The 14,607-nt window shown below is 42.2% G+C and carries 10 protein-coding genes; 9 read left to right on the top strand and 1 reads right to left on the bottom strand.

The window, feature by feature from the left end:
- Positions 1-62: 62 nt before the first annotated feature.
- The 9 genes from nirB (NPA43_RS09205) to NPA43_RS09160 all read left to right on the top strand — a co-directional run bounded on the left by nirB (NPA43_RS09205) (position 63) and on the right by NPA43_RS09160 (position 13,865).
- Positions 63-2,339, top strand: coding sequence for a nitrite reductase large subunit NirB (gene nirB, locus NPA43_RS09205; protein WP_256498675.1), 2,277 nt, complete (start codon positions 63-65; stop codon positions 2,337-2,339).
- Positions 2,336-4,474 carry an assimilatory nitrate reductase catalytic subunit NasC gene (gene nasC / locus NPA43_RS09200; protein ID WP_256498674.1) on the top strand — a complete coding sequence of 713 codons (2,139 nt, stop codon included), beginning with the start codon at positions 2,336-2,338 and terminating at the stop codon, positions 4,472-4,474. Before nirB (NPA43_RS09205) ends, nasC begins: the two co-directional genes overlap by 4 nt.
- Before the next feature lie 91 nt (positions 4,475-4,565).
- Positions 4,566-6,977: a nitrite reductase large subunit NirB gene (nirB, locus tag NPA43_RS09195; RefSeq protein WP_305881437.1), complete on the top strand. Its 2,412-nt coding sequence runs from the start codon at positions 4,566-4,568 to the stop codon at positions 6,975-6,977.
- Between the two features lie 23 nt (positions 6,978-7,000).
- Entirely contained in the window at positions 7,001-7,324 is a 324-nt protein-coding gene (nirD, locus tag NPA43_RS09190; RefSeq protein ID WP_256498673.1) for a nitrite reductase small subunit NirD, read from the top strand.
- A gap of 66 nt (positions 7,325-7,390) precedes the next feature.
- Positions 7,391-8,092 (top strand): DUF421 domain-containing protein, encoded by a 702-nt coding sequence (locus NPA43_RS09185; RefSeq protein ID WP_256498672.1) that lies wholly within the window; start codon positions 7,391-7,393, stop codon positions 8,090-8,092.
- 89 nt (positions 8,093-8,181) lie between these two features.
- The gene (locus NPA43_RS09180) at positions 8,182-9,162 is read left to right on the top strand and encodes a pectinesterase family protein (RefSeq protein WP_249705530.1); all 981 of its coding nucleotides are present in this window, start codon (positions 8,182-8,184) and stop codon (positions 9,160-9,162) included.
- 129 nt (positions 9,163-9,291) lie between these two features.
- Entirely contained in the window at positions 9,292-10,776 is a 1,485-nt protein-coding gene (dacB, locus tag NPA43_RS09175; protein ID WP_256498671.1) for a D-alanyl-D-alanine carboxypeptidase/D-alanyl-D-alanine endopeptidase, read from the top strand.
- 19 nt (positions 10,777-10,795) lie between these two features.
- Positions 10,796-12,163, top strand: coding sequence for an MATE family efflux transporter (locus NPA43_RS09170; protein ID WP_256498670.1), 1,368 nt, complete (start codon positions 10,796-10,798; stop codon positions 12,161-12,163).
- 685 nt (positions 12,164-12,848) lie between these two features.
- Positions 12,849-13,865, top strand: coding sequence for an LLM class flavin-dependent oxidoreductase (locus NPA43_RS09160; protein ID WP_099727848.1), 1,017 nt, complete (start codon positions 12,849-12,851; stop codon positions 13,863-13,865).
- A 37-nt stretch (positions 13,866-13,902) separates the two neighbouring features.
- Here the strand turns inward: NPA43_RS09160 and NPA43_RS09155 are convergent, their stop codons facing one another.
- Complete coding sequence (locus NPA43_RS09155; RefSeq protein WP_099727847.1) at positions 13,903-14,523, bottom strand: acetate uptake transporter; 621 nt, start codon at positions 14,521-14,523, stop codon at positions 13,903-13,905.
- Positions 14,524-14,607: the final 84 nt, after the last annotated feature.

The following is a 14,607-nucleotide window of genomic DNA, read 5'->3' as shown; positions in this document are numbered from 1 at the left end:
GTGTGCCATAATCTAGCCATACTAATGTTTTGGAGCAAGAGGCTTAGAAAGGTTGATCACACATGGCAAAACGCAAACTCGTGTTTATCGGAAACGGCATGGCGAGTATGAAATGTATCGAGCAGATCGTTCAAAAGCAACCAGAACACTATTTCATTACAATCATTGGAAAAGAGAAGCACCCTGCCTACAATCGAATAAAACTTTCGTCGATTTTACAAAAAAGCGAATCATTATCTCAAATTGAACTAAAGGAAAAAGAATGGTACACGAGGCATGACATCACGATGTACAGAGGGGAAACAGTTGTGCACATCGATACAAATCGGCAATGCATCATGACAGATGCGCGCCGGAATATTCCCTATGACAAGCTGGTGATCGCAACAGGGTCATCACCTTATTTCCTGCCTATTCAGGGCGTGTCCAAAAAAGGGATTTACGCTTTTCGTACGATTGATGATTATGAGGCCATTCACGCTGATTCCTTGCGTTATCAACGTGCAGCAGTGATCGGAGGCGGTGTGCTTGGCGTGGAAGTGGCGGCTGGACTACAGATTGCCGGACTTGAGACAACCATCATTCATCATACAGAGTGGCTCATGCAGCGCCAATTAGATGAAACAGCTGCCTGCCTATTACATCAACAATTAACGCGTAAAGGCATTCAGGTGAAAACAAATGCCCATACAATTGCATGCTTAGGAGATGAGAGGGTAGAAGGCGTTCTACTGAAAAATGGAGACATCGTGGATGCTGATCTCGTTGTTTTCACTACAGGTATCCGTCCGAATATACAGCTTGCAAAAAATCACGGCATTCACACTAGAAAAGCTATTGTCGTCAATGACGTGATGCAAACAAATGTCCCGAATATTTATGCCATTGGGGAATGTGCAGAGCACAAAGGAATGGTGCACGGTCTTGTTCAGCCCATTTATGAACAAGCAAGCGTGCTTGCCAAGCATCTATTAGGCGAACAAATAACACATGCACCTCATCACATTTACTCAACAACATTAAAAACAAGTGACATGCCCATCTATTCTGCCGGATGTATTGAGAACCGTTCCCCATATACTTCGGTGGTGACCTATTTAGACGAAGAACAAGAAGTATATAAAAAATTCGTGTTTGAACGTGATGCCCTAAAAGGCGTTTTATTAGTTGGTCAGCTGGAGAAAGCCGATCAGCTTTTTCAAGATGTAAAAGTGGGGCGTGATAAAAGTGTGGTCATGAAATTTCTTCATGAAGAGCAGCCATCCCCTCTAGATACATTACAAATGGAAGACCTCGTCTGCCAATGTCAAACGGTTACAAAAGGAGCCATTTTAAAAAGCATATCGGTCCATCAGCTGACAAGCCTGGAAGAGATCAAAAAACAGACAGGGGCAGCAACCGGCTGTGGGGGCTGTCAAGAGCTTGTCCGTGCTTGCTGTCAGTTATCATCAAATGAACAAGCGGAAGTGCTGACCTCTTTTTGTCCATGTACAGATGTAGATGAACAGACCATTTTTTCATTTATAAAAAAACAACAGCCGGTGAATGGAGAGGAAATGAGAAAATACTTCGATTGGAAAACAGATAATGGCTGCGACATCTGCCGAGCAGCCATTCCATACTATCTCGAGCAGTTTCAAGACCACCTGAAAAATGACAGCGCATCCGGTCAAGAGCATACATTGATTCCTCAGTTATATGGAGGCCGTCTTGATCTGAAGTTCTTGCACATCATCACCTCTTTATTAGAGAAAAATCAGATTCAGCAGGTGGAGCTGACAGAGCATAAACGAATTCGGCTCATCGGCGTTTCAGAGCAGGCCGCACAGATCGTAAAAGAACATTACCGGGTCATACCTAAAGAGAGAAGGAGGCTATCTCATGTCCTTTCATGTGATTGTCGTCACGAGCCAGCTGTCACTACACTTGTCATGGAGATGGAAAGACAATTAGAAGACACGCTTTTACCAGCAGTCACATCAATTCATGTAACCGGCTCTTCCTGCACGTGTAAACTCGGCCCAATCTATGACATCTGTATCAAGAAACAGCTGGATGAGTGGAACATTTATTTAGGAGGCGACGTGCGTCATCCTAAGGCCGGTCAGCTTTTTTACGCTTTACCTCATTCAAGTGAGCTGATTCCTTTTTTAAAAGCGCTGCTCGAAGATTATAGAAAAAGTGCATACTTTGAGGAATCCATTGGGAATTGGCTTCTCCGGTATGGCGACATTTCCATTCGAGAAAAATTGCTTGATGAGGACATGAGAGAAGAGCTCTGTGAGCAATTTGACCAAAGCAGACAAGGGAATGTAGGACAAAAGGATGTGAAGGTATGAGTCAGTCTTTTTTACAATATGCGCAGCAAAAGTCAGAACTGCAAGAGCGAAAGCGAGTGTTTCCATCCCAATGTCCATTTTGCAGTATGCAATGCAAAATGCAATTAGTAGAGCAGCATATGGAAGGTCGAACACGTTATCAAACGATTGGCGTTCACAATCCAACCACGCTCGGAAGAATTTGTATGAAAGGACAGCATGCACACCAGCACGCACTGCACCGGGAACGATTGAATCACCCGCTCATCAAAAGAAACGGACAATTTGTCAAAGCGACATGGCAGGAGGCACTTCACGAAATCAAAACAAACATTGGAGCCCTTCAGCTCGCGCATGGCCATGATGCCATCAGTGTGTACGGAAGCGCATCAATTACAAATGAGGAGGCTTACTTACTCGGAAAGTTTGCAAGGGTGGCACTGAAAACGAAATACATTGATTACAATGGAAGACTATGTATGTCGTCGGCAGCAACAGCAGCTAACCAAACATTCGGACTTGACCGTGGTCTCACGTTTCCTCTTTGTGACATTAAGCATACACGGGTGTTGATATTAGTTGGAACGAATATAGCCGAATGTCAGCCAACCCTCATACCTTACATCGAAGAGGCAAAAAAGAACGGAGCGTTTCTTATCGTCATCGATCCGCGCAAAACACAGACAGCCAAATTAGCCGATTTACATGTAAGCCTTAAACCAGGGTCAGATGCCGCGCTGGCTAATGGCATATTGCACATCATGCTTCATGAAAACTTAATAGATGAAGCATTTACTAGAAAACGAACGTCAGGTTTCCAAGAATTAAAGGAGTATGTCTCGCGCATCTCTCTGTCAGACATCGCTGAGCAGACCGGTGTGGCGACTGAAGTCCTTCAAAAAATAGCGAGGAAATTTGCCCAAGAATCGACAGGCATGATTCTCACCGCAAGAGGCATTGAGCAGCAAATAGACGGAACAGCAGCCGTTCGTAATTTCCTGAATATTCTGCTTGTGACTGGGAAGATCGGTCGCTTTGGATGCGGTTACGGTGCGATTACTGGACAGGGAAATGGACAGGGGGCAAGAGAGCATGGACAAAAAGCAGATCAGCTTCCAGGTTATCGTGATATCACAAACCCTGTTCACAGAAAAGAAATCGCAGGAATATGGAACATCGATGAAAAAGAACTGCCTGGAAAAGGCGTGTCTGCTTTTGAAATGTTTGAAAAAATGCAGGAAGGTGAGATAAAAGCGCTCTTTTTAATGTGCTCTAATCCTGTTCAATCTGGCCCGCAAGCGAGCTTTATTAAAAAAGCGATCGAGCAGTTATCCTTTTTTGTGGCGATTGATTTATTTGTCTCAGAGACTGCTGAGCTGGCAGATGTCATTTTACCTTCTTCGTCATATTTAGAGGACGAAGGTACCATGACAAACGTAGAGGGGCGCGTTACGCTCAGAGAAGCAACATATCCACTCAAGCATCAAAGAAAGCACGATTGGCAAATCATTTGTGACATAGCAGCTGTATTAGGCAAAGGCGGCTATTTTTCCTTTTCATCAGCAGAAGATATTTTTGAGGAATTAAGGGCTGCATCGAAAGGAGGAAAAGCTGATTATTCCGGTATGACCTATGAAAGGCTGAGGAAAGAGCAAGGCATACTGTGGCCTTGTTCGAATTTAGAAGATCCAGGAACAGAAAGATTATTTGAACATGAATTCTCACACTCTGACAGTCTAGCAAAGTTTGCAGTCGTCGCGCACAAGCAAAAGGTTGCAAAGGAACCAGTCAGTCAAGAATACCCTCTTTATTTAACGACCGGCAGGGTGATGGCTCACTACCAAACAGGGGTTCAAACAAGAAAAAGTACCTCTCTTGTTGCCCGGCAGTTTGAAGCTTATGCAGAGCTTCATCCTGACACCGCGAAAACGTATGGCTTTCAGGCCGGGGAGCTCATCATCATCCAGTCGAAAAGAGGTCGTGTCATCATGAGATGCCACATATCAGACACCATTCGAAAAGATACAGTGTTTGTACCATTTCACTGGAGCAAACATCAATCCATTAATCAATTAATTGGTGATGACCTAGATCCTCACAGTAAGATGCCAGGCTTTAAATATTGTCCTGTACAGCTGTCAGCCTACATGAATTGAAAACTATGTGAGAAATCATAACATGTATTTTCCATCTTTGTTTAGGTTATGGTATTTTCTAAAAAATGATCACATGAGGGGTGTTTTTATCATGAAAGAAAAACTCGTACTAGTTGGAAACGGTATGGCTGGCATTCGAACGCTTGAAAACATTTTAAAAACAGACAGCGAACGATTTGACATGACGGTATTTGGAAGTGAACCAAACCCTAACTATAATCGAATTCTTTTATCGAAGGTTCTTCAAGGAGATACGAAGGCAGATGATATTACGTTAAACGATTGGAATTGGTATCAAGATCATGATATTCAACTGTTTACAAATGAAACCATCGTGAAGATCGATACAGTGAGCCAAACAGTGATTAGTGATCAAGGACGGAACGTGCATTATGATCGGCTGATTTTAGCGACGGGCTCTCTTCCATTTATCCTGCCAATTCCAGGGAGTGATAAAAAAGGTGTAACAGCCTTTCGTACATTGCAAGACACTGAGAAAATGGTGAATGCCTCCACTAAGTATAAAAAAGCAGCGGTCATTGGAGGCGGGCTCCTTGGACTTGAAGCGGCACGCGGTCTATTAAACTTAGGCATGGAAGTGACCGTCATTCACCTCAGCTCTCATTTAATGGAACGCCAGCTAGATCCTATTGCAGGCCAGCTTCTTCAAAAAGCATTAGAAGCACAGGGCATGAACTTCCTGTTGGGAAAACAGACAAATGAGATTTTAGGAGATACAAGAGTTGAAGGATTAACATTTTCAGATGGCTCCACACTTGAGACAGACCTGGTCGTCATGTCAGTAGGAATTAAACCAAGTAAAATGCTTGCAGAAACAAGTGGTCTTGCAGTCAACAGAGGAATTATCGTCAATGATTTTATGGAAACAAGTGTCCCAGGCATTTATGCCGTAGGAGAATGTGTAGAGCACAGGGGGCAAACGTACGGACTTGTCGCTCCTTTATACGACCAAGCGAATGTGCTCGCAAAGCATGTATGTGACATGAAACCTGCTCCATATGAAGGCTCCGTTCTGTCGACACAGCTGAAAGTATCAGGAGTTGACGTGTTTTCAGCTGGTGATTTTATAGAAAAGGATGAGAAAAAAGCGATTAAGATTTTTGACGAACAAAAAGGCATTTATCAAAAACTAGTCTTCCAGCAAAACCGATTAGTAGGCGCCGTGATGTTTGGAGAAACAAGTGATGGACCTCGATTATTCTCCTACATTAGAGAAGGTGTAGATATGTCGGATATGGAAAAGGTATCCGTCCTAACCTCAAATGATCTGGCACAAGAAAGCACGATAGAGAGCATGGCAAACGACCATATCGTTTGTGGCTGTAATGGTGTATCAAAGGGTCAGATTGTGCAGGCCATTCAGGAAGAAGGCTTAACAACGATTCAGGAAGTCAAGCAATGTACAAGTGCCTCACGATCATGCGGAGGCTGCAAGCCCGTTGTCGAAGAGATTCTATGGCACACTTTAGGCGATGATGCGAACCGCACAGCGCAAAAAGAAACCATCTGTGCCTGCACCACTCTTTCACGAGATGAAGTGATTCATGAAATCAAAGAAAAAGGCTTGCAGCATGTCAAAGAAGTGATGAATGTATTAGGCTGGGAGACAGAGGAAGGCTGTTCAAAATGCCGGCCGGCACTGAATTATTATTTAGGCATGCTTCACCCTCTTGAATACAAAGATGAAAAGAGCTCACGATTTGTGAATGAACGTATGCATGCCAATATTCAAAATGATGGCACCTATTCCGTTGTTCCACGTATGTATGGAGGTGTCACAAATGCAAACGACCTGAGAAAAATAGCAGACGTCGTCGACAAATATCAAATACCGCTTGTGAAAATGACTGGCGGTCAGCGGATCGACCTTCTAGGTGTAAAGAAAGAAGATTTACCTAAAGTCTGGGCGGATCTGGATATGCCATCTGGTTATGCATATGGAAAGTCTTTAAGAACGGTCAAAACATGTGTCGGAGAACAATTTTGCAGATTCGGAACGCAGGACTCCATTTCTCTTGGGATTGCGCTTGAAAAGAAATTCGAAGGACTTGCTACCCCACATAAAGTGAAAATGGCCGTGTCTGCTTGCCCTAGAAACTGTGCAGAATCAGGGATCAAAGACCTTGGCATTGTAGGGATTGATGGAGGATTTGAATTGTACGCCGGCGGAAATGGCGGTACACATTTACGTGCTGGAGATTTATTGATGAAGGTAAGTACAGCAGAAGAAGTAAAACAAATAGCCGCAGCTTACCTTCAATATTACAGAGAAACAGCAAATTATTTAGAGAGAACGTCTGCTTGGGTCGAACGACTCGGACTAGATCATATTAAATCCGTACTCTTAGATGACGAGAAACGCGAAGCATTAATCCAAAGAATGGACATCGCACTTTCAACGTATGAAGAGCCTTGGCGGGAGCTTCGCGAGAACCAAAAAGACACGAGACAATTGTTTCATAAAGCTACGGCTTCTGTATAAATCAATTGAAGGGATGAGATCAGATGACAGTTTCCGTTGTGAAAGTTCACATTGGTACCATATCAGATTTTCCGCTGCAGCTAGGGAAAACAGTCGCAGCCGATACAATTGAATTAGCTGTTTTTCAAACCTCTAACAAGCAGTTCAAAGCCATTGAAAATCGCTGTCCTCATAAAGGCGGCGTACTGGCTGAAGGAATGGTGAGCGGAGATCATGTTTTCTGTCCGATGCATGATTGGAAAATCGATCTTTCATCAGGTAACGTTCAAGCACCAGATCACGGATGCGTCAAAACGTATGAAACATTGGTTGAGGGGGAAAATGTCTTTATTTTATTGCCCTCATAAACTGTTTAGATCCTTCTTTTCATGTATATGCTGTAAGTAAATGCAGCAAGAAAGGAAGGAAGCTCTGTGCCGTTTTTGAGTATTTTAGTTGAACTCTTTATTGGATTTTCCGCCTTATTTTTTATTACAAAATTATTAGGGAAAACACAATTTGCACAAATCACGCCGTTTGATTTTATTTCTGCGCTGATTTTAGGGGAAATGGTCGGAAACGCCATCTTTGATCCAGAAGTCAAGATTCAGCACATTTTATTTGCTGTTGCGATATGGGGCGTTTTAATTTACACAGTTGAATGGCTTTCGCAAAGATTTAAATCCATTCGGGCTCTTTTAGAAGGAAGACCAACACTTGTGATTGATAAGGGGAACATTCGCTACAATCGCTTGAAGAAGAATATGCTTGATTTAAATCAGCTGCAGACGCTTATACGAGCGAAAGGACATTTTGCTCTTCACGAAATTGAATATGCGATTTTAGAAACGGACGGCTCTGTCAGCGTTCTTCCGAAAATGAAATACGCACCAGCCACAGCAGAAGATGTGAACGTGAAAGGAAAAGAAGTCAAATTGCCTAGAACGTTTATTATCGACGGGGAAATCTTAAGACAAGACTTACAGGAAGCTGGATTTGATGAGACATGGCTGCGCAGGCAATTAAAAAAGCAGCACATTTCTTCCTATAAAGAAGTCCTATTTTGTGAATGGATTGAAAATGAAGGATTTTATGCGATGAAATATGAAAAATCTGAAAAAACATCCACAACATAACGCGGTGGGTGTTTTTTCGTGTGGTGAATGAATAAGATCAAAAAGAATGCTTCAATGAAAACGTTCACAAAATAAGGAGGAGATGTGTGATGCAGTATGGAAAAGTACTGCTTGTGATGGTATTGTCTTTCTTCCTTTTGGACTCGGCTTCACTTCAAGCAGGTGGACACAAGAATCAAACGAACCGTGTCCTTGTGGTCGATCAAAAAGGAAATGGTTCATTTCGAACCGTTCAGTCCGCTATTGATGCGATTCCAGCAAACAATCAACAGCCAACGACGATATTTTTGAAGAATGGTGTTTATAAAGAAAAGATCCTCCTTCCGCAAAATAAGCCGTACGTGTCCTTTATCGGAGAAAATCAGTACAAGACGATTCTGACGTATGATGATACAAATGCAAGCACTGGCAGCACGACAAATAGCTCGAGCACAATGATTCGTGCGAACGACTTTTATGCAGAAAATATCACCTTTCAAAATACAGCTGGAAGACATGCAGGTCAGGCTGTGGCCCTTTATGTGTCTGGAGACCGGGCAGCGTTCAAGCAAGTACGTGTCCTTGGCTATCAAGATACGCTTTATGCAACAGGCACTGGCCGGCAATATTACGAAAACTGCTATATTGAGGGAACGGTCGATTTCATTTTTGGTTCAGCCACGGCTGTGTTTAAAAAAGCTGAAATAAAAAGTCTTGGAAATGGGTATATTACTGCGGCATCCACAACAGAAGCGCAAAGGTACGGATACGTTTTCATTGATTCCACGCTAAAAAAAGGAACGGCAGCTGCTCAATCTGTTTATTTAGGCCGTCCGTGGAGACCTCATTCCGCTGTGACGTTTCTCCATACAAAAATGGAAGATCATATCAAAACAGAGGGCTGGCATAATTGGAATAACCGTGACAATGAAAGAACTGCCCGTTACAAAGAATATGGATCAACGGGAGCAGGGGGTAATGTGACAAATCGGGTGAAATGGTCAACGATATTAACAAAAAACGAAGCAAGTCAAATCACGGTTCAGGCTGTCGTTAGCGGCACCGACGGCTGGAATCCAGAAAAGAGGTAAAGGGCTTGTCAGTTTTCGTCAAAGAAAGCTGACTTTTCTGTTTAAAAAACCTTTGAGAACAAACGTTCTTTTGTGTATAATGAACATAATCTTCTAAAATTGGCTGCTGCCCTAAAAAGGAGGAATTGCGTGAAGCGTTTTTCACAGTTCATGTTTTTACAAATATGTATCCTGTCGATTTTATTTCTCCCTTTTTCAGTAAAAGATGAACCACTCACAGCTCGTGATGATCAATCAAAATGGATCACAGCTTTAGACGAATTCATACGAACAGCACCTGACTTAGAGGGCGCTATCTCCGGCATCAGCGTCCGCGATACTTCTGACACTTCTCTTCTTTATGAACATCAAGCTGATATCCGTCTTACTCCGGCTTCTAATATGAAACTGCTCACATCAGCCATCGCCCTTGATATACTTGGAGAAACACACACTTTTTCTACAGACATCTGGATGGATGGTTCTATTCAAAAGAAAACGTTACATGGCAACCTTTATCTTCGCGGCACTGGAGATCCGACTTTATTAGAGGAGGATTTTGCAACACTTGCCAAACAAGTCAAAAAGGCTGGAATACATACAGTTCACGGGCAGCTTGCGGCAGATGACACTTGGTTTGATGACACGAGATATTCCATTGATTTGCCGTGGAGTGATGAGGATCAATATTACGGCGCACAAATATCTGCTCTCACCGCTTCACCGAATCAAGATTATGATGCAGGAACCATTATTCTCGAAGTAAAGCCAGGAAAGAAAGCAGGGCAGAAAGCCACCTATGAGATGATCCCGAAGACTGATGTTGCTCAAGTCATCAATCGAGTGAAAACTGTGCCAGAAGGCGGAAAAAAGAAGATCTCTTTTAAGCGCTCTCACGGCACAAACAAGATTACTTTGACTGGAACCATTCCGCTTAAAGCAAGTTCATCTAGACAATGGGTAGCATTATGGGAGCCGACAACCTATGCTTTAGATTTAATGAAACGAGCGCTAAAAGCTGAAGGGATTCAGGTAAAAGGACCGCTCAAAACAAAACACGTTCCTAAAAGAGCCAAGAAAATCGCTTCTCATTCATCTATGCCTTTATCAGAGCTGCTTATCCCAATGATGAAATTAAGCAACAATACCCATGCAGAAATTTTGCTTAAGGAACTTGGCAAACAAGTGAAGAACAAAGGGAGCTTTGAAGATGGGCTGGACGTGATGTATGATCGGCTTCCTGCTTTTGGCTTCGATCCTTCACTTGCAGTGCTGCGAGATGGATCGGGCATATCACCTATTAACCTTGTCTCTGCAAATCAATTCACTTTATTTTTAACAAACATTCAAAAGAAAAAATGGTTTAAGACCTATGAACATGCGCTTCCGTTAGCAGGGGCAAGTGAACGAATGGTGGGAGGAACGTTAAGAAACAGATTGAAAGAACCAGCTACACTAGAAAAAGTACGTGCGAAAACGGGATCATTAACAACGGTCAGCACACTTTCTGGATATATTGAAACGCAGAGCGGAAAGACGCTCGCTTTTTCTATCCTATTAAACCATCTTGTAGATGACGAAAAAGGAAAGGATATAGAAGACCGTATTGTCAGCATCTTAGCTGAGGATCTTTAGACAGAGAAGGAGAACCATCATGTCGTTAGATAACAATCAATCTTTAGTAAAAACCATGTCCATTTTTCTCATTCCACTTTTGCTAAGCAATATTTTGCAATCAATCGGACAGCTTGTGTCCATAGTACTTGTCGGCAGATGGATTGGAGAGGATGCAGTAGCTGCTATTTCTGCATTCTTTCCGCTTTTCTTTTTACTCGTTTCATTTTCCATTGGAATTGGATCAGGAAGCTCCATCCTAATTGGACAAGCATATGGAGCAAAAAATGAACAGAGATTAAAAGAAATTATTGGCACAACGCTTTCGTTCACCTTTTTGATCGGACTTTCTTTAGCTATCATTGGAGGTTTATTCGCAACAGATATCCTAAATCTAATGGGAACACCCACAAATATTGTGGAGGAAAGTGCAGCATATGCCAGAATTCTATTCTTCTCAATGCCGATCTTATTTCTATATTTTGTTTATACGACCTTTTTACGAGGGACAGGGGATTCGAAAACGCCTTTTTATTTCTTAATGATTAGCACCGCAACGAATATGTTGCTGCTGCCAATTTTATTATTCGGCTGGCTCGGACTGCCGGCTTTTGGTTTATACGGAGCTGCGTATTCCTCTGTGATTTCAACAATTGTGACGTTCATTATTCTGCATATCTATCTATATAAAACAAAACACCCGCTGCGCATCGATGCGTCGGTTAGAAAGCATTTATTGATGAAAGGGGAACTATTAAAAACGTTATTAAAGCTAAGTATTCCTTCAAGTATGAATATGATTCTCATTTCTTTATCAGAAATTGCTGTCATTTCTTTTGTAAACGATTATGGATCACAGGCGACAGCTGCCTATGGTGTTGTCAATCAGGTCGTGAGTTACGTACAGATGCCGGCAGTGAGTCTTGGTATTGCGGTCTCTATCTTTGCAGCACAATTCATTGGTGCAGGGAATATGAATCGTCTCAAAGATGTCATTAAAATTGGGCTGGGACTAAACTTCGCCATAGGCGGATTGATCATTATTTTCGTCTATATATTTGCACCGCAGATTTTATCCATCTTTTTAACAGATCCTGGGACGATTGATATTGCGTATAGTTTGGTTGTCATTACACTATGGAGCTATCTCATATTTGGGACGGCTCAAATCGTTGCAGCCACGATGAGAGCTAGTGGTACGGTTCTATGGCCGACGATCTTTAGTATTTGTTCCATTTGGCTTGTTGAAGTACCAGTTGCTTATGTGCTATCACACTATACATCTCTTGGTATCAAGGGAATCTGGATAGGCTATCCTGCAGCTTTCTTTGTGAACTTATTACTTCAATATGGCTACTATCGATTGGTATGGAAGAAAAAACAAATCGTTGCACTTGTTCAATCATAACGACACTAAACATTGGGAAGTTTTGTTCCATCGCAAACGAAGTGCTGAAAAGAAGACAAAGGGCTAAAATAAAGATCATTTTAGCCCTTTGTCAACAATCTTAGAAAGGCTGAAAAAGCGTTTCTTTTTTAGTTTAGCTGAGCTGTATGATGTCAAAGTAGCACCAGCAGCACCACCATGGCCTACCAAAACAGCTGTTACAACGGCTCCTAAAAGCTGAAGTGAAATCGTATTTCCAGCTGTTAAATTGCTTAAACCGCCGGCCGGTCCAGCGGGGCCTGCTGAACCTCTTCTTCCAATTGTTTGATTTGGCTTTCACGTTTTTCTCCTTTTGCAATGTGACAAAGGCTGATTTACTTCTGAGGCGATTTGTTTTGGATGTTTTTGTCTGACGAATGGACAGTCTTTTCTTTGAGGAAGGTCATGCTGTGATCTTTTGTAATGAGGCTGCTCTCATGATATTACCGCATAAGGGACATTTGTGATCGAATTGATTATACAAATTGCCCACCTCCTAAAGTTGATATTTCGTTCTATGTGCGAATTTTCAAATCGGAAGTAAAACCTAGAAATTCATCATTTCGAAAATCATCGAATCAAATGATTTAAAAGTTAAACGATTTTATGTTATGGTGTTGAAAGTATGAAACTAGTATGATTTTTGACAGAAATGGGGACATCATTTATGAGTCAATCAGTTTTACAGCGCACTGCATATTCTGTTTTAAATTTATCCTCTGTAACAGAAGGCGGCACCATTAAAGAGTCTTTTGAGCATAGTATGGATCTAGCAAAAAAGGTGGAGAAGTGGGGCTATCATAGATACTGGCTTGCAGAACATCACAATATGGAAGGGGTTGCGAGTTCTGCAACGTCTGTTTTGATTGGATATATTGCGGGAGGAACCGAAAAAATTCGGGTGGGTTCTGGCGGTATTATGCTTCCAAACCACTCATCACTTATCATTGCAGAGCAGTTTGGAACACTTGAGACATTGTATCCTGGGAGAATTGATTTAGGTCTTGGCAGAGCACCGGGAACGGATCAGTTAACGGCAAGAGCTCTCAGACGTAATCTTCATAATGGAGAAGATTTCCCGGAGCAGCTTGAAGAGCTTCGGCAATATTTCAAACCGACCGGTCAGGTCAAAAAACATGTAAGGGCCGTTCCAGGTGAGGGACTGGAAATTCCCATTTGGCTCCTTGGTTCAAGCGGTTTTAGCGCAAGGCTTGCAGGAGAACTTGGGCTGCCGTTTGCCTTTGCTGCACATTTTTCACCTAAAAATACAATTCCTGCATTAGAATTGTACAGACAATCATTTAAACCTTCTGATGTGTTAAAAGAGCCTTATGCCATGGTGGGTGTGACGGTTTTTGCTGCTGATCAAACAGAGCGAGCTGAATATTTGGCAACCTCCCATTATCAGCGGTTTTTGAGTCTCATTCGCAATACTCCAGGAAAACTCAAGGCCCCTGTTGACAGTATGGATGGCCTTTGGAGTCCTTATGAAAAAGCGATGGTTGATGAACAATTAAGTTCGACAATGATCGGGGATAAACAAAAGGTGAAAAAAGAATTGGAAGCCTTTATTGAAGCCACTCAAGCAGACGAAGTCATGATTAATTCTGATATGTTTGATCATCAAGAAAGAATGCGCTCTTATGAAATCATCGGAGAGATATTTCAAGAGGAACAAAAATAAGCATCAAAAAGAACTGCACAGAGCAGTTCTTTTTGATTTATGCTTTTATAAAAATGCGAAATGGTTGTCCAACTGGCAGCACAGTACGGCCAAAATGTGTATTGAGGACAACAGCTGCTGAACCATAAAACGAAAGCAGGGAAATGATCAGTTCTGAAACGCCTGCAATAGTATGGGTCACATCGTACATCACACCAAACGAGCTAAGGGAAAGACCGATAAATAAGAAATCAATAAAGACGAAAATCAAAAATAACACTTTATGTGTTTCCATTGCACCAATCGTCATAAACAAGCTGAAAATCAAATAACCAATAAAAGCAAAACCTAGTTGTTTTGGATCCGCAGCTCCCGCAAGCGTTTTCCCAAAAACGCCGGCTTGAATGAGCCAAGTCGTTCCAACGCCCATCCAAAAAAGACCGAATGCGCCAAAGGCAGTGGCACCAAAAGTATTCTGATGCTTTGAATCTTGTATGGACGCAATAAGCTGCGCGATTCCTCCAAGGAAGATAGCCCAAGGTAAAATAAGGGAAGTGCCATCTGTGATTCCTAGTTTTTGTGAGGACGCAACGAGCGTCACCATTGCTAAACCAAACAAACCAAGTGGTGTTGGGTCTGCAATTGATAATCGAATTGCTTGAACATTCTGTTTTTCCATAATGACCTCCTACAATTTGCACTTACAAAAGATACTCGAATTCCACAGAAACGTCAAGCTCTTTTTTAGTAGACACTTGCAACC

The sequence above is a fragment of the Bacillus pumilus genome (assembly GCF_024498355.1).
Lineage (GTDB): Bacteria > Bacillota > Bacilli > Bacillales > Bacillaceae > Bacillus > Bacillus pumilus_P.
Note: the sequence above shows the minus strand (reverse complement) of the source record. Positions and strands in the feature narration are given on the sequence as shown.